This window comes from Mycoplasma sp. 2248, from assembly GCF_034863245.1.
Taxonomy (GTDB): domain Bacteria; phylum Bacillota_I; class Bacilli_A; order Mycoplasmatales; family Metamycoplasmataceae; genus Mycoplasmopsis.
Genome location: NZ_JAYFFC010000002.1, coordinates 90,975 through 108,564 on the forward strand (window position 1 = coordinate 90,975; position 17,590 = coordinate 108,564).

At 29.2% G+C, this 17,590-nt stretch carries 15 protein-coding genes and 2 tRNA genes; 8 read left to right on the forward strand and 9 right to left on the reverse strand.

What is annotated here, in order from left to right; translation table 4 throughout:
* The first annotated feature begins 10 nt into the window (after positions 1–10).
* The gene (locus VBM91_RS00980) at positions 11–763 is read left to right on the forward strand and encodes an LEM-3-like GIY-YIG domain-containing protein (RefSeq protein ID WP_323188985.1); all 753 of its coding nucleotides are present in this window, start codon (positions 11–13) and stop codon (positions 761–763) included.
* 148 nt (positions 764–911) lie between these two features.
* On the opposite strand, the gene VBM91_RS00985 is transcribed toward VBM91_RS00980, so the two are convergent.
* Both VBM91_RS00985 and ychF read right to left on the reverse strand, forming a co-directional pair.
* Positions 912–985, reverse strand: a tRNA-Trp gene (locus VBM91_RS00985).
* A gap of 37 nt (positions 986–1,022) precedes the next feature.
* The gene (gene ychF, locus VBM91_RS00990; protein WP_323188986.1) at positions 1,023–2,120 is read right to left on the reverse strand and encodes a redox-regulated ATPase YchF; all 1,098 of its coding nucleotides are present in this window, start codon (positions 2,118–2,120) and stop codon (positions 1,023–1,025) included.
* 108 nt (positions 2,121–2,228) lie between these two features.
* Between ychF and VBM91_RS00995 the strand changes: the two genes are divergently transcribed.
* The 3 genes from VBM91_RS00995 to aspS are packed head-to-tail and all read left to right on the forward strand — an operon-like array spanning position 2,229 to position 6,979.
* A complete protein-coding gene (locus tag VBM91_RS00995) occupies positions 2,229–3,884 on the forward strand; it encodes an MAG5620 family putative phospho-sugar mutase (RefSeq protein ID WP_323188987.1) in 1,656 nt (551 codons plus the stop codon).
* Positions 3,885–3,909: 25 nt separating this feature from the next.
* Positions 3,910–5,271, forward strand: a complete 1,362-nt coding sequence (hisS, locus tag VBM91_RS01000) for a histidine--tRNA ligase (protein WP_323188988.1) — start codon at positions 3,910–3,912, stop codon at positions 5,269–5,271.
* Position 5,272: 1 nt separating this feature from the next.
* Positions 5,273–6,979, forward strand: a complete 1,707-nt coding sequence (gene aspS / locus VBM91_RS01005) for an aspartate--tRNA ligase (protein WP_323188989.1) — start codon at positions 5,273–5,275, stop codon at positions 6,977–6,979.
* A 51-nt stretch (positions 6,980–7,030) separates the two neighbouring features.
* On the opposite strand, the gene VBM91_RS01010 is transcribed toward aspS, so the two are convergent.
* The 7 genes from VBM91_RS01010 to gltX all read right to left on the reverse strand — a co-directional run bounded on the left by VBM91_RS01010 (position 7,031) and on the right by gltX (position 13,769).
* Positions 7,031–7,537: an adenine phosphoribosyltransferase gene (locus VBM91_RS01010; RefSeq protein ID WP_323188990.1), complete on the reverse strand. Its 507-nt coding sequence runs from the start codon at positions 7,535–7,537 to the stop codon at positions 7,031–7,033.
* 8 nt (positions 7,538–7,545) lie between these two features.
* Positions 7,546–9,351: a translation initiation factor IF-2 gene (gene infB / locus VBM91_RS01015; protein WP_323188991.1), complete on the reverse strand. Its 1,806-nt coding sequence runs from the start codon at positions 9,349–9,351 to the stop codon at positions 7,546–7,548.
* A complete protein-coding gene (locus VBM91_RS01020) occupies positions 9,344–9,622 on the reverse strand; it encodes a YlxR family protein (protein WP_257089457.1) in 279 nt (92 codons plus the stop codon). The genes infB and VBM91_RS01020 overlap by 8 nt, the downstream gene beginning before the upstream one ends.
* Complete coding sequence (locus VBM91_RS01025; protein WP_323188992.1) at positions 9,609–11,333, reverse strand: NusA N-terminal domain-containing protein; 1,725 nt, start codon at positions 11,331–11,333, stop codon at positions 9,609–9,611. The genes VBM91_RS01020 and VBM91_RS01025 overlap by 14 nt, the downstream gene beginning before the upstream one ends.
* A gap of 21 nt (positions 11,334–11,354) precedes the next feature.
* A complete protein-coding gene (locus VBM91_RS01030) occupies positions 11,355–11,786 on the reverse strand; it encodes a hypothetical protein (RefSeq protein WP_323188993.1) in 432 nt (143 codons plus the stop codon).
* Between the two features lie 167 nt (positions 11,787–11,953).
* Positions 11,954–12,361, reverse strand: a complete 408-nt coding sequence (locus tag VBM91_RS01035; RefSeq protein WP_323177617.1) for a hypothetical protein — start codon at positions 12,359–12,361, stop codon at positions 11,954–11,956.
* A complete protein-coding gene (gene gltX, locus VBM91_RS01040; protein WP_323188994.1) occupies positions 12,351–13,769 on the reverse strand; it encodes a glutamate--tRNA ligase in 1,419 nt (472 codons plus the stop codon). Before gltX ends, VBM91_RS01035 begins: the two co-directional genes overlap by 11 nt.
* Before the next feature lie 207 nt (positions 13,770–13,976).
* Between gltX and VBM91_RS01045 the strand changes: the two genes are divergently transcribed.
* The 4 genes from VBM91_RS01045 to VBM91_RS01060 all read left to right on the forward strand — a co-directional run bounded on the left by VBM91_RS01045 (position 13,977) and on the right by VBM91_RS01060 (position 17,508).
* Positions 13,977–15,125 (forward strand): LacI family DNA-binding transcriptional regulator, encoded by a 1,149-nt coding sequence (locus VBM91_RS01045; protein ID WP_323188995.1) that lies wholly within the window; start codon positions 13,977–13,979, stop codon positions 15,123–15,125.
* Positions 15,126–15,308: 183 nt separating this feature from the next.
* On the forward strand, positions 15,309–16,274 hold the full coding sequence (locus VBM91_RS01050) for a bifunctional oligoribonuclease/PAP phosphatase NrnA (RefSeq protein ID WP_323188996.1): 966 nt from the start codon (positions 15,309–15,311) through the stop codon (positions 16,272–16,274).
* Between the two features lie 2 nt (positions 16,275–16,276).
* Entirely contained in the window at positions 16,277–17,257 is a 981-nt protein-coding gene (locus tag VBM91_RS01055; RefSeq protein ID WP_323176605.1) for a bifunctional oligoribonuclease/PAP phosphatase NrnA, read from the forward strand.
* A gap of 175 nt (positions 17,258–17,432) precedes the next feature.
* A tRNA-Lys gene (locus tag VBM91_RS01060) sits at positions 17,433–17,508 on the forward strand.
* Positions 17,509–17,590: the final 82 nt, after the last annotated feature.

Here is a 17,590-nt window from a genome sequence, read left to right on the forward strand (position 1 = left end):
GAAGGCAAATATGATTAGTGAGTTTTCAAAGGAAGTTGCAGAACAATTAAAATATTATGTTTATAGATTAATCGATCCTCGAAACGGGCAGACCTTTTATGTTGGAAAAGGAAAAGGCAACAGAGTGTTTCATCATGTGAAGTGTGCTATCGATTACTATGATGGAGCTAAAGGAATCGATGAAGAAGATCCAAATAAGTTCAAAATAATACAAAGCATCAGAGAGGCTGGGCTTGAAGTCATCCACATCATACAAAGGTGGAATCTGACAGAAAGAGAAGCATTCCAAGTAGAATCTGCTTTAATTGATGCGTACCAAGGGTTGTCAAATATCCAGTCTGGTCATCATTCAGATTTTGGAGTTACAAACGCTAAAGAACTTCAAATGAGATTATCAATGAAAACTTATGATGAACCTACTGACTTTAAGTATCTAATTATAAAAGTCCGTTTGTGGAGATTGGAACAATTGGAATCTGAATTTCCAACCTCTTATAGATATGAGGCAACAAGAAGAGAGTGAAAAATAAATCCAAAATCAGCAAAAGAATATAAATATGTATTTTCTGTGACTGATGGAATAGTAAGGGAAGTCTATAAAATAAAAGATTGGTATAGGTCTCCAGATGAAAATTCATCACGATTTGCTTTTAACGGTGAAATTGCTGAAGAAGAAATAAGGAAGAAATATGTCAATACCAGAATCCCAGATACATATTGCAAAAAGGGAATGGCATCTCCTGTTTTATTCTCAAAGAATTAAGAATAGAAAGTAAACTAGGTCAAGAAAAGTGGACAGTTTTTTATTTTCTGTCTACTTTTCTTGACCTAGTTTAAATTCTTCTATTAAAATAGATATCAAAAATAAAAAAATCTGGTACTTCGAAAACACCAGAAAATTTATTTGAAATTGGCAGGGGTTAAAGGAATCGAACCCTTACTTTCAGTTTTGGAGACTGCAGCACTACCACTATACTAAACCCCCTTATATAATCATCACCTAAAATGATGATTTTTTATTATTATTTCCCGAATTTAAAGTGGCAAACGTCACCATCTTTCATAATGTAGTTTTTACCTTCAGAACGCATTTTACCAGCGTTTTTAGCACCTAATTCACCATTGTATTCGATGTAATCTTCATATGCAATAACATCTGCTTTAATGAATTTTTTCTCAAAGTCTGTATGAATAATTCCTGCACATTTAGGAGCTGCTCAACCTTTATGGTAAACTCAAGCTCTTGCTTCAATTTTACCTGCTGTAAAATATGTTTCTAAATTAAGAAGATCAAATGATTCTCTTGTTAAAACATCTAGACCACTACGTTCTACGCCATACATTGAGAGCATTTCGTTTTTTTCTTCATCTGATAAATCAACTAACTCAGATTCTAATTGAACTGAAATTGGAATGATTTTTTCATTTCTTTTTAATGAATTTTTAAGCTCATTATAAAGTTTATCATCTTTGTAATTTGCATACTGTTCTGTACCTAAGTTAGCTACATAAATTATTGGTTTTAATGTGAGTAAATGATAACCTTTTACAGCTTTTAATTCATTTTCATCAAGTTCAACATCACGAGCTGGTATTGATTGAAGTAATGCATCTTTAACTTTGTTAGCGGCATTAAATTCAATTAGACCATCTTTATCACCAGATTTAGCTTTTTTAGTAACTCTATTAATTACGTTGTTAATTGTTTCTAAGTCAGCTAACATTAACTCATAGTTAATAACATCTTTATCTCTTACAGGATTTACTGAATTAGCTACGTGCAAGATGTTTTTGTCTTCAAAACATCTAACAACGTGAATAATTGCATCAACTTCTCTAATGTTTGATAAGAATTTATTTCCTAACCCTTCACCTTTTGACGCACCTTCAACAAGTCCGGCTATGTCAACAAAGTCAAATGTAGCTCAAACAATTTTATCTGGTTTGATAATGTCTGCAATTTTTTGTAATCTTGGATCAATTAAAGGAACTGACGAAATGTTAGGTTCAATAGTTGTAAAAGCGTAATTAGATGATTCAACTTGCTTTTTAGTAATTGCACTAAATAATGTACTTTTACCTACGTTTGGAAGACCTACAATACCTGCTTTTAGTGACATAAATAAACTCCTTTTTAATCAATAATTATGTTTTTAATTTTACTCTAAATGCTTGAAAAGTAATTTTTTAATTTGATAAAATTAAAATAAATTTTAAGGAAGGTAAAAATGAGTCAAATTAACAATAAAATCACACATTGATTTAATTTCTATAAATCCAAAGAACTAATAAATTCAGACATTAATGAATTTGTTAGAAAGGTTGATAATCAGTTTCCAAATGGTGAATTTTACACAAGAGCAAAATCAACTGTTTACGGAATTGAATTTGAAACACAAAATCAACTTGGTTACAACAATTTGAACCCTTATACATTGCTTAATTTGATTTCACTTTTTGATAAATCACTTCCTAGAAAGTCAATTTTTAATAGAAGAAGAAAAGTTTTAGTTGCATTAAAAAACAAAGTTAATATTAATTCTAAACTTCAAGATTTATTAATTAGATTTTTAAATGATAAAAAGTACCACGTTTATACTTTTAATATTGATAAGCTAAATGATTTTTTTATCAATACAACTGTAAACAATATGGATTTAGATTATTCAGTTTATTTAGATTACAAAGAAACTAATAATAAGTTTTATTTAAAAATTTACAACAAAAATAAATTAATTTCACTTGAAGAACAAGAGAAGTTAATTAATGAGCTTTATGAAGTTAAAGATCACATATTTGTTTCTGATTCAAATTATTCAATTGTTTTAAACTCAGACAAAGTTATTGACTCAGCTTATGAAAACTTCTTAAAATCAGTTAAATATGAATTTGATTTTAGTTCGAACAACAAATTGGTTGTTTATACACTTATTAGCGACAATTTATCAAACTACATTATTAATAGATTTTTATCAAATTTAAATGTTAAGATTTCAAAGTTGAACCCAACACTTAACAAAGATTTAAAAAATAAAAATTCAACTTTTTCTATTGTTAAATGAGCTCTATCAACTAATTACAATGCTAACTTAATTATTGTTATGGATGAACATAATGATATTAAGTTATTTGCTAGAGTTAAAAATAGCTTTGTTGAATTAAATAATGACCAAATCGCTTATCTTTTCATTTCAAACCAATATTTAAAATGAAAAGAAACTAAGTTAACTGATAAACCAAACATTTTTATTCCACTAGATGCTTCAGAGTTAATTATCAACTTACTTAATACTTTTAAAATTCCTTATGAATTTGAAAATAAAATGGATGACCCAAACAACATTTTATTTGCATACAATTCAAATTCATTTTCAAATGATATTAATGAACATTTAAGTTTTGAAAATTATGATTTTCTATTTAACTTCTGCGTGATGTTGCAAGAGTATTTAGAAAATAATAACTTACTTACACTTAAATACAACAAGATGATTGAATCAATGAATAAAACTTACTATGTTTATTCGTACATTAACAAAACTGTTCAAGATATGAAAAATGTTTTTGATTATTTAGTCAATAAACCGACCGGCTTTCTTAAAAAATCAAAAATAGATAAGCTCCAATTACTTGATTGAGATAACATAAAACAACATTACATTTTTCAAGTTAAAACAAAAGGTAAAAGATTTTCAACTATTACAAGCGTTTCTTACAAGAAAGCTAAAAATGAGATTGAAATTAAAACTGAATTTCAATCTCATATGTATAAATTTCATCCATTTTTAGAAACTATATGAGCTAATTTAGTTAAAAATAAAATCAGAAAGAGAATTTTAAAAATTGTTAAACAAATAAACAAGCTGCAAGAGAAAAAAGTATAATTTCCAAATATATTAAGGAGTTACTATGATTACAAAAATTAAAGGAACAAAAGACTATTCACCAGTAGAGTTTTTATTAAAAGATTTTGTAACTGATATGTTCACTGAAACAGTTGCTAAAGCAGGTTATGTTTTAGTGGAAACGCCTATTATGGAACAAGCTACACTTTTCAGACGTTCTGTTGATGATTCAGAAATTGTTAAAAAAGAAATGTATGAATTTAAAGACAAAGGTGACAGAGATATAGCACTTAGACCTGAGGGGACTGCACCTTTTGTTAGAGCACTTATTGAACAAAAATGATTAAATGATGGATTTAGTAAATTTGCTTACTATGGACCAATGTTCAGATATGAGCAACCTCAAAAAGGTAGATACAGACAGTTCTATCAAGCTGGTGTTGAATTTGTAGGTGAAAAAGCTTATACAAAGGATGTGGAAGTTATTTTATTAGCTGCACACATTTTAGATAACTTAATGGTTGATTGAGAATTAAAAATCAACACAATTGGTGATGAATTAAGTAGAAAACAATACGAAGAAGCTTTATATAACTACTTATTACCTTACAAATCTGAGTTAAGTGAAATTTCACAAGAAAGATTAGAAAGCAAAAAAGTTTTAAGAATTCTTGATGATAAAGAAGATTCGCAAAAACCTTTTATTAAAAATGCACCTAAAATTGCTGATTATTTATCAGATGAATCAAAAGAATACTTTGTAAAAGTTACTAGAGCACTTGATGCAGCAAATATTGAATACAAAGTTTCAAATGAATTAGTTAGAGGGCTCGATTACTATGATGAAACTGTATTTGAATTTGTAACAGCAGGCAAAGGTTCAACAAGTGGACTTACATTAATTGGTGGTGGAAGATATTCAAACTTAATAGCTCAATTAGGTGGAGATAATGTTTCAAGTGTTGGTTTTGGAATGGGAATTGATCGTGTTGTTGATGTTGTAAGAGAAAATGCGATGGAAATTTTAAAACCAGATACAGAATTAAGGCACGCTGATGTTTATATTGCAATGACAAATGATGAAGATAATATTGCTTTTGGTACTATAATGGGACAAAATTATATTGCAACAGCTGGTTTATCAGTTTACACAGAACATTCTTTAATTAAAAATAAAAAGTTATTTGAAAAAGCAGCAAAGAGAACTGCTGACTTCTTAGTTTATGATGACAAAATGATTAATCCTAACTTATTAATCATTAGAGATATGGTTACAGGAGAAAAAGTTACATTCTCAAAAAATGAAGAGGGTATCATTTCTGCACTTAACTTTATTTTAGAAAATAGCGATGAACACATCACAATCAGTGACTCTAAATTAGTTGATGTTACACTTCTTATTGAAGAATTAGAAGAAGGAAAATAATATGAAAAAAACAATCAAAAATAATCAATTAAGATTAGAAAATGTTGGACAAGTTGTTACTTTATACGGGTGAGTAGCTAACAAACGTAGATTTGGTGAATTAAACTTCGTTGACTTACGTGACAAATTTGGAATTACACAATTAGTATTTAAAACACCTATTTCATTCACAAAAGAATCTGTTTTAGAAGTAAATGGAACAGTTTGTGAAAGAAAAGATAGAAATCCTGACTTACCTACAGGAGATATCGAAATTTTAGTTGATGAATACAAAGTTTTATCATCATCTAAAGAACAATTACCATTCCAAATTAGAGATGACATTGAAGTTAAAGAAGAATTAAGACTTGAATATAAATTCTTAGACTTACGCAGAAATGTTATGCAAAATAACATTAAATTACGTAATGATGTAATTTTTGCAATTAGAGAATACTTACAATCTCAAGAATTCACAGAAATCGAAACACCAATTTTATCTAAAGCAACACCAGAAGGCGCTAGAGACTTTTTAGTCCCTACACGTAATAAAGAAAATGCATTTTATGCACTTCCACAAAGTCCTCAATTATTCAAACAATTATTAATGATTTCAGGATTTGAAAAATACTACCAAATAGCAAGATGCTTCAGAGATGAAGATTCACGTAAAGATAGACAGCCTGAATTCACACAATTAGATATCGAAGTAAGTTTTATGGACGTTCCTAGCTTCCAATCATACATTGAAGGTTTATTCAAACATTTTATGAAAAAAGTTATGAATGTTGATATCAAAGTTCCTTTTGATAGAGTAAGATTTGATGACTGTATTAGAGATTATGGATCAGACAAACCTGACTTTAGATTTGAAAACAAAATTGTTGATATTCCTGAATTTGCTAAAAACAGTGATTTCAGCATCATAACATCAGCTCCTTCAATTAGATTGCTTCATTTTGTAGAAAAAATTAACAAAAAAGAATACAAGAAACTTGAAGAAATAGCTAAGAAAAACAAAGTTAAAGCATTATTCTACTTGGTTGTTAATGAAAATAAAGAAATTGTTGAAACAAACTTTGCCCAAAAATTAAATCCAGCAGATGTCCAAGAATTAATTTCACAATTTAGTGAAGGAACATACTTGATTTGTGCTGATAAATTTGAAAATGCTTCACAAGCTTTAGGAGCATTAAGAGTTGAACTTAATTCTTGATATGGATGAGCTAGAGATGAATATAACTTCAAATGAATTATTGACTGACCTATGTTCGAATATGATGAAGAAACAGGAAAATGAGCAGCAGCTCACCATCCATTCACTCAATTCGATAACCCATTAGAAGATTTAGATAAATTACCTAAAGAAAAAATTAGAGCAAAAAGTTACGACTTAGTTCTTAACGGGTTTGAATTAGGTTCAGGTTCAGCTAGAATTTATGATGAAGAAGTTCAAACTAAAATGTTTGAAATGATCAATCTATCAAAAGAAGAACAACAAAACAAATTCGGATTTTTCTTAAAAGCTTTTGAATATGGAGTCCCACCACACTGTGGTATTGGTCTTGGAATCGATAGATTAATTATGATTTTAGCTAACCAAAAAACTATTAGAGATGTTATTGCATTCCCTAAAAATTCAAAAAATGAAGACCTTATGACCCAAGCTCCTTCAAGTGTTGATTCAGAGCAATTAACAGAATTATTCCTTGAAGTCAAGTCTAAATAGTGATGTAAAAAAATACTAGATTTCGTAAGTCTAGTATTTTTATTTTGCAATTTATAGAATTGATTTTACATCAATTAGTTTACTGATTTTCTTGTATCCATCAAGTTCATCTAAGACCATTAAAACAACATTAGCTAGAACTTTTACACCTTGAGATTGAAGTAAATCAATAATAGCTTTTGTAGTTCCACCAGTTGCTAAAACATCATCAATAATGATTGCCTTTTGACCTGGTTTTAGAATTTTATCTTGAATTTCTAAAGTGTTATCACCATATTCTAAGTCATACTTTTGAGAAATTGTAGGACCTGGTAGTTTGCCTTTCTTTCTAACCATTACAAATGATTTATTAAGTTTATAAGCGATAGGAGTTCCGAAGATAAATCCTCTTGCATCAGGTGCTACAATGATGTCTGCTTCTTTGCATAATTGTGCCATTTTATCTATGACATAGGTAAATGCGTCAGGATTAGCTAATAGTGGTGCTATATCTTTGAATACAATTCCTTGTTTAGGAAAATTAGGAATATCAGTAATTAAATCTTTAATATTTTTCATAATAATTATTAGTCAATTCTTACATCTTCATAGAATTCAAGGACATCATCTGCTTCAATATCATTAAATCCTTTGATGTGTGTTCCGAAGTTTTTGCCTTTAAGAACTTCTTTAACATCATTTTTCTCACGTTTAAGTGAGTCGATAACACCTTCGTGAATAAGTTTTCCTTTACGGTAAACTTTAACTTTACAGTTAGATCTTACAACACCTTCATCTAACATTGTACCAGCGATGTTCCCAACTTTTGAGTAGAAGAAAATTTGAATAATGTGACCTTCTCCAATTTTTTGTTCTTCATAGATAGGTGCTTTTTCTCCATCAAGCATACCTTGAACATCTTCGATAATTTTGTAAATAACATCGTGAGAAATAACAGTAACGTTTGATGCAGCTGCATTTTGTTTAATATTTTGTGAAACTCTCAAGTTAAATACGAAAATAACTGCATTTGACGCTTTAGCTAAAAGTAAGTCTGTATCATTAACGTTTCCAACTGCTGCTGAGATAACTTTAACAATAGCATCTTCATTTTCTAAACCATCAATTTGATCTTTTATAGCTTGAGAAGTACCGTAAACGTCTGATTTAATAATAACGTTGATAATTTTTTTACCATCAATATTTTGATCTGTAATAGTTTTTGAGTGAAGTAAATCCATACGATCAGCTGTAGCTTTTTCTTGAGCTAATTTCTTAGCGAATTTTTCATCATTGAATCCAACAAATTTATCGCCAGCATCAGGTGCATAGTTAAGACCTGAAATAATTGCTGGTGCTCCCGGTTCAACTGCTTCAATTTGGTTTCCATTAGAATCAGTAATCATTCTAACTCTTCCGTATTTTGAACCAGCGATTAAGAAGTCTCCTTTGTGTAATGTTCCTGTTTCAACAATAATTGTAGAAACAACTCCAACTCCTTTATCAACACGTGATTCGATAATTGTTCCCATTGGATATCTTTTTGGATTTGCTTTTAAGTCTAAAATTTCGCTTAATAACATAATAGCATCAAATAATTCTGTAAGTCCTTCACCTTTAAGTGCTGAACCATAAACGATTTGAACATCTCCACCATATTCTTCAATAAGAATATCGTTTTCAGCTAATTCACCTTTAATTCTGTCAAGGTCTTTGTTAGGTTTATCCATTTTGTTAACAAAAACAATCATTGGAACATTTGCTGCTTTAGCGTGCTCAATAGCTTCTTTTGTTTGAGGCATAACCCCATCATCAGCTGCAACAACTAAAACAACAATATCAGTAACTTTAGCACCTCTAGCACGCATTTGTGTGAATGCTTGGTGTCCAGGTGTATCTAAGAAAGTGATTTTTTGACCTTTGTGACTAATTTGGTAAGCACCTGTATGTTGTGTAATTCCACTGCTTTCTGTTGAAACGATGTTTGAGTTTCTAATTTTGTCAATTAATGTAGTTTTACCGTGGTCAACGTGCCCCATAACAGTGATGATTGGAGATCTTTTAACTAAATCTTTTGGATCATCTTTAAATTGAACTTCATCAAGGAAGTTTGAACCATTAATGTTTGTTTCTTTCCTGAAGTCATATCCATATTCAATTGCCATTTCAGCAATTTGTTCTTCATCTAAAAGTGTGTTAAGGTTGTACATTTTACCTTGCATAAAGAATTTTTTGATAATTTCTGTAGCAGGTACTCCGATTTTTTGTGCAAAATCAGCAATTGACATTTTTTCAGTGAAAATAAATACACCATCTTTTAATTCAGTTTTTGTTGTTTGCAATTGCTCTTTAATTTCATTTACGTTCGAAATTCTGTTTTGTTTTTTAGCCATATAACACCTCCTTAAGTTCATTTTCTAATGAATCATATTGTTCATCAGATATGTTAGTTTTATATGTTCTATTTAAAGCTTTTGTTTTTCTTATTTTTTGTCAGTTTTCTAAACTTGCAACAAAATAAGCTCCTCTATGTTTTTTGTTTTTATGTAAGTCTAAAACTAATAAATTATTTTCTTTATCGTAACTGAATCTAGTGAGTTCATCAACTGGTAAAACTTGATTTGTCGCAATACACTTACGAAAAACTGTTTTAATCTCAGTCATCTGAATTTAAGTCATCTAAATCAAGTTTTACGTTTGATAATCCATAGTTTGTAAGGTCATCATCCACTTTAAAGTCTTTAAGTTGATTTTTAGTTCTCTTAAATTCATTAAGCATTTTTCTGTTTTTCTCTTCTTTTTTAGCGTTTTCAGCTTCTTCATCAAGAGTTTCATCTTCAACTTCATCTGTGAATTCGTCATTGTATTTGTCGATTTCATCAACGAAACTGTATTCATCTAATGAGTTAAGAAGTTTTTCGATGTTTGAAGATTCTTCTTCAAAAATATTGTTAATTTCTTCTGTTTTATTTTTCTTAGTTTTAACTTCGTTAGTTGCAGGTTTTTTAGCTTCTTCTGCTTTTTGTTTTGGTTCTTCCACAACTGTTTCTGTTTCCAATTCTGTGTAAATATTGTTGTTAAAGTCTTCAAATAATGAGTCTGTATCAATGTACATATCAATGTTTTTAAGCATTGAGTTTGTTTTTGATTGTTTTTTACTTGCATTTACTTTTGGTTGAGTTGTGTTGAAGTAGTGCACATCGTGAACATAATCATTTTTGAATTTAATTCCTTTTACAAGTGCTTCTTCAGTTGTTAATACTTCAATTCTTGTTCCTGTTAATTTAGAAGCAAGTTCAATGTTAATTCCTTGTTTTCCGATAACGACTGTTGCGTCACTTGGTTTAACAATTGCATAAACTTTTCTTCTTTCTTCATCAGCTCATTTAATATCAACTGCTTTACCAGGAGCAATAGCATTTTTAACATATTCAAGTGTGTCTGGTGAGTAAACAATAACGTCAATTTTTTCACCATCTAATTCAGTAACAACTGTTTGGATTCTTGAAGCAAATTGTCCTGTAATTGAACCAACTAAATTAATTTGATCACTATCTTGATCTTTAAGTGCAAATGAAACTTTAGATCTTTCTCCAGGTACTCTTTGAATGTCTTTAATAACAATTTCACCTGATTTGATTTCTGGAATTTCGTTTCTTAAGATTTCAACTAATTCTTCTGTTGAGTTTAATGAAACTGTAACAATGCTTAATCTTGATTCAGGATTAATTGAATCAACATAAACCATAATTTTTTGACCTAAGTTCAATTTTAAGTTCTTAGGCTTTTTAGCTCCAGGTAAGAAAGCTGTTTGTTTATCTTCTAACATAACATTGTATGAGTTGTTAGATAAGTGTTTTAAAACAACTGCAGGAACTTTTTGTCCAATCATTTTTGAATATTTTTCAACAACTTTTGATTTGTTTGTTAAGTTTAAAGATTGTTTAACACCACTTGTGATTGCTCTTCTTAATTTGTCTGATAATCCAGCAAACTTAAATTGAATTCTAACTACATCATCAACTTGAACATTTGAATCGTTTTTTCTAGCTTCTGAAAGTGGAATTGTGTAGATTTTAGCTAATGCATCATCTTCACTTAAAACTTGAGGTTCATCATCTTCTGAAATTTCTTCATCTTCAATAACTTCACCGTTTAAGTTGAACATATTTACAGCTTTATTATCAAAGTCTACTTCGAATTGAATTTCAGCATTAGGGTCAACTTGTTTAGTAATTGCTTTTTGAGTTTCTGATCTAAATAATTCTAAAACTTCTTCAAATGGAGAGTTTAGACCTTCTGCTTGAAGTTCAATATATTTAAATAGTTGTTGACTTTCAACATCAACTTGTGTTTTATTTTTAGCTTTTGCCATAATTTACTCCTTTATTTTTTGTTAAAACTTAATATATTCTTCAATTTCGTTTATATTAGAAAGATCTAATTTAATTGTTCTAATTTGGCCTTTTTTATTTCATTTACCAACTATGTAATCTGGCTGAACTTCAGTTAATTTAATTACAAAATTATTTTGTCCTTCAAAACTTTTTTGAGTTTTGACTTCAATATATTTCTCAATGTATTGATCTAACATTTCCATTGAAATTTTAAGGTCTGTTCCTTTTGATAATACTACTAAATTTATATCATCAGTAAATCATTTTTGTGTCTCTAAAAATGCAGAAATTTCTTTTCCAAGTTTGTTAACTTCGTCCAAACTTCTATAATCAACCACCACTTCTAGTGTTTTTCCTAAAAGAGGATCGTGTTCCATTTTTGCTGATAAAACTTTAGAAAATTGCTCTTTTAAAATCTTTTCATCAAACATTTTACTCCTATAAAAATGTAAATAGAAAGAGCTGCTTTCGCAACTCCTTTCTCTTACCTCTAAATATAATTAACGTTGTATATAAATAATACCATATTATTTTAATAGTATTTATTATATGTAGTGATTTTTATGCAAGTGCATAAGGCATAAAAGTATTTTTTGTATTATTCATAAAGTTCTAATGTCATATTAATTGATGTTAAAACTTCATCATTTTCGTATGTGAATAAGTCATATTGAAAGTTAAATTCATTAATTGATGTGAAGAAGTTTTTACATACAGTTTTTAAATTAATTTCAAATTTTTTCTGTGTTGAAGGGTCAACTACTGAAATGCTTGCATTGCCCTCTTCATTTTTCTTTACACATACAGTTGTTAAGTTTGTGTAAATATTAACTTCATTTTCTGAAATGTCAATTCTATTTGTTTCATTGTATTTAGGTTCATTGAATTTAAGTTCAATAACACCATCTTCAGTTTTGTTATATAAATCAAGTTGTGCTAAAAATTCAATAACCTGAGGTTCGTCATTTGTAGGAACCTTAATAATTGATTTGAAATTAATTTTCATATTCTTTAAGTCTTTCTAAAATTAATTCTTTTGCAAATAATCAAACGGCTTTTGCTAATTCAGGTCCGTGAGCAATTCCTGTTGCAGCAAGACGAATTGGCATAAATAAGTTTTTACCTTTAACATTTAAATTTGAAGAGGTTAAATTAATTGCTTCTTGGATATTTGCGATTGTAAAGTCGTCAGCTGCAAGTTTTTTGAAGTTATTTGCAAATTCTTTAACTGTATTTAATTCAGCTTCATTGAATTCAGTTTTTGAGTATTCAGGATTTAAATATGAATTTAAGTGAGTTTTTAATTCTGAAACTGTTACAGAGCTAGCTTTAAATGTGTCAACAAAAATATTTAATCATTCTGAATCTAAATTTGAGTTTCCTAAATTCATTAAGTCAATTAATTTTTGATTGTCTGTATTTTTTAAGTATTGTTTTGAGAATCAATCCATTTTTGAAACATCAAATTTTGAAGGTGACTTAGATAATCTTTGTGGATCAAATTTAGCAATGATTTCTTCTTTACTCATTAATTCAGATGCATCAGCAGCTGTTCATCCTAATAATGATAGGAAGTTGAAAATACCTTCAGGCATATATCCTTCATTTTTGTAATCTTCGATAAATTGTTTTGTTTCAAGATCACGTTTTGAAAGTTTTTTACCTTCCATATTTGTAATAATTGTCATATGTCCAAATTGTGGTTTTTCTCAATTTAAGTATTCATATAAAACAAGTTGTTTAGGTGTATTTCCGATGTGTTCTTCTCCACGTAAGATGTGTGAAATTTCCATATCGTGGTCATCAACTACTACTGCGAAGTTGTAAGTTGGATACCCATCTGATTTAAAAATAACTCAATCAGCTATTTCATCAGAGTTGAATGAAATTTCACCTCTAACAATATCATCTCAAGCTAAAGTGTGATTTTTAGGCATCACTAAACGGTATGAATATTCACCATTAGCATCTCTTTTTTGTTTTTCTTCGTCAGAAATTTTTAATCAGTTTTTGTCGTATCTAAAACTTGGAATACCTTTAGCATCTGATTCTAATTTTTGAGCTTCTAATTCTTCAGATGAGTCGTAAGCTTTATATGCGAGACCTTTTTGTAAAAGTTCATTTAAAACTTCATTGTATCTATCTAACTTTTGACTTTGTCTGTATTTACCACATTTTGGATTTGGATTTAATGGAGATTCATCTGGAATAATTCCTAATCAAGCTAAGTTATTTAATTGTGATTCTTCACCACCTGGAACATTACGTTTAACGTCTGTGTCCTCAAGTCTGAAAACAAAATCACCATCAAAATGTTTAGCAAATAAATAACAAAATAAAGCTGTTCTAGCTCCACCGATGTGTAAGTATCCTGTTGGGCTTGGTGCATAACGTGTTCTGATTTTTTTACTCATAGTAAAATAACTCCTTTGTAGCTGAATATTAAAGTTATAAAATTATAAAACAATATTTTGCAATGAAAAAACTTAATAAAAAATGCTATTTTCAAACTTTTACCATAGTGCTCTAGGTGTAAAAGTTTTAAAAAGCACAAAAAAGTCTTTGAAATTTTTGTTTTTTTATATAAAATAATTAATTTTAGAATTTCATATAATTTAAATATGAAATCAAATCTAAATTATATGATTAATGATAAATATAAAAAGAGCAAAAGGCAGTTTAGCGAAGAATTAGATCCTAGAATTTTAGAAAACCACCATGAGCAAGCGTTAGAAATATTAGATGACTCAATCGAAGTAAAAATGCCTGGCAGACTTGGTAAAAGAGTTTCAAGAAAACCGATAACATATCAAAAGATTTCAAAACTTACAGGTGTTTCAGTCGCTACGATTAGTCGTTTCTATAATGATGGTTATGTTTCTAAAGATAACAGAAGAAAAATTGAAGAAATTATAAAGGAATATGATTATGTTCCTAATCCAAGAAGTAGAATTAATAAAGTTCAAGTAAGCTCGATTTTTGTTATCTGCCCTCTTTATGGTCAAAGTTATATTCAAAACATTATTTCAGGAATTATTGCTGGTGCATCAAAAAATAATAGAAGAGTTGTTACATTTTACACTGTACCAACAGCTGATGAATATATTGAAACTTTAAAATATCTTTTATTATGAAAACCAAAATCAATCGTCGTATTTCTTAGTGAAGAAAATCTAGAATTATTTGATTTCCTTAAAACCATTAAGGACGTTGCTGTCTTAGTTTATGGACATAAAGTTGATGGTGTTTCTTGAGTTGTTCCAGATGATAGAGAAGCATTTTACAAACTTACAAAATCATTTATTAGAAGAGTCCCAAGAGCGAGAAACTCAAACAAAATTATTTTCTTAGAAGATCAAAAGTTATCTGATTATCAAAAATTCCAAAGAATTTCAGGATTCAAAGAAGCTTGTTCAGAATATAGTATAACTTATGTGAGATATCCAATCAGTGCTAAGAAAAATAAAGAAGAAGTTAAAGAAATTATTGCTTTTGCAAATACAAATAATGTTTCAAATATTATTTGTTCGACTCACGATTCATTTATTTCAATTAACATGTATGCTTCGAAACACTTTAGAATTAGTGACATTGGTTACCAATCAATTTACGATAGTTTAGGTGTTTATGTTGATAAGATTTTCGTGGACTATCCATATATGGGAGTGATAATTGAATCAATGATTACAAAACAACTTTCATCAAAAAATCCACAAACAGCAGTTATTAAACTTAAATTAATTAGTGAATTAAGTGAAAAATCATCTTAAGATTTTCGATGCAACATCAAATTGCATCTATTTTTTTTAATCTAACAATTTGAATAATGAAAATAAAGATTTTAAGACCTATGAGAGTATCTTGAAAGTTATGTTAATAAAAATTAAATGCTATATAATTTAGAAATATTTAATTTAAATTAAAAAAATCACTATTAAGAAAGGAAAATTATTATGGTTATAGGAAATTCAAAAGTAGCAATTGATGCTATTGAAAAATATGACAATATTGTTATTTTTCACCACATTCGTCCAGATGGAGACTGTTTAGGTTCACAAGCTGGGCTTGCAGAATTAATTAGAACAAACTACCCTAACAAAAATGTTTACACAGTAGGGGATAACTTACACTTATTTGATTTTATGGGTTACCACTTTGATGACATTGAAAAAATCGACTTTACAAACTCATTAGGAATTGTAGTTGATGCTTCAAGTGGAAACAGAATTGAATGTGCAAACTTATTATATGAAAACAAAACAACAGCTAAATTAAGAATTGATCATCACCCTAACTCAGCTGACATCGATTACGATTACAACTGAATCGATGAACACTATGTTGCAGCTGCTGAAATGATTGCTCAAATCGCATTTGATTCAGGATGAACAGTTACACAAAAAGCTGCATCACATATTTACTTAGGAATCAACACAGACTCAGGAAGATTTTTATACCCTGACACATCAGCTAGAACACACAAATTAGTAGCATTCTTAATGGAAACAGGATTCCACCCATCATTCATCTTAAAAGAACTTTCAAAAAGAACATTCAAACAACTTAAATTTGTTGGACACATTTTAAATGGATTCAAAAAAGAAGGAAGAGTTCTTTACTACGAAATTGATGCAGAAACATTAAAGAAATATGATATGGATTCATTCGAAGCTGCTCAATACGTAAATGAATTAGCTAATATTGAAGACAACTCTTGTTGAGCATTATTCATTCAGCTTGAAGATGGAACAGTTAGAGGAAGATTACGTTCAAATGGACCATTAGTTAACTTAGTTGCTAACAAATATGGTGGTGGAGGGCACGATAACGCTGCCGGAATTACTCTTCAATCTTGAGACCAAGTTAAAGACGTTTTAGCTGACTTAAACCAAGCTATCGTTGAGTGAGAGGCTAAATAATTATGGTCATTGGTAATTTAAAATTAGTTACTGAACAATTAGAAAAATACGATAACATCGTTATTTTTCACCACATTCGTCCAGATGGAGACTGTTTAGGTTCACAATTTGGATTAAAAGAATTACTTGAAACAAACTTCCCAAATAAAAAAGTTTATGCAATAGGTGATTCAAAAGGTTCATTCTCATTCTTAGATATCAAAATGGATGAAATTCCATCAGATGAATTTTTAAAAACTGCTTTAGGAGTTGTTGTAGATGCAAACTTCAAAGACAGAATTGAATATAGAGAAGTTTTAGACAAAGACTTATTTGCTCAAGTTATTAGAATCGACCATCACCCAAATGATGATGATTTAGGCGAAAATTGCATTAGATGAGTTGATTCATCATATATTGCGGCTGATGAAATGATTACAGAAATCGCAGTTGTGAACAACTGAAAAATCACACAAAAAGCTGCTAACTTCTTATATTTAGGAATTAACACTGACTCAGGAAGATTCTTATTCAATAACACTACAGCTAGAACATTAAATTTAGCTGCTAAATTATATGAAGCAGGATTACAACAAGACTTTATCCACTCAAATTTAGCTAAAGTTACATTAGACGACTTAAAATACAGTGCTTGATTAATGACAACATTAAAAACAAGAGATGGTGTAGCTTACATTCAAAACGATTTAAAAACAACAAATGAATTTGGTAAAACACCTCAACAATCAATTAGAGTAAATTCAATCGCTAACATCGATGGATTCCCAATGTGAGTTCAATTCACAGAAGAAGAAAACGGAAAAGTTAGAGTTGAATTTAGATCAAATGGACCAATTGTTAGAAATGTTGCCGTTAAATGAGGTGGTGGAGGACACGAAAGAGCCTCAGGTGCTATTATTGACTCACTTGATTTAGTTGAACAAGTTATTGATGATTGTGCTGCTGAAGTAGCTAGATGAAGAGAAGAACAAGCTAACGCTTAATATAAATTTATTCCATACACAAATTAATGTATGGAATTTTTTATTTATTTTTAATTTAGAGAAATCTAATTCAACTTTTAAACCTAGAGCACTACTGTAAAAGTTAATTTTAATTTATTAGATTATTTAAATTAGAGACTATCAAATCACTCTGAAAAAGTTTTATAATATTAGTGGATCGTTAGCTCAGCCGGTAGAGCAACTGGCTCTTAACCAGTGGGTCGCAGGTTCGAACCCTGTACGGTCTACCATTTCGTTTAAGCGACCAATTTCCACATATTAAAAATATGTGGTTTTTATTTAGTATTTTTAAAATTTCGCTTTATTTGTAAA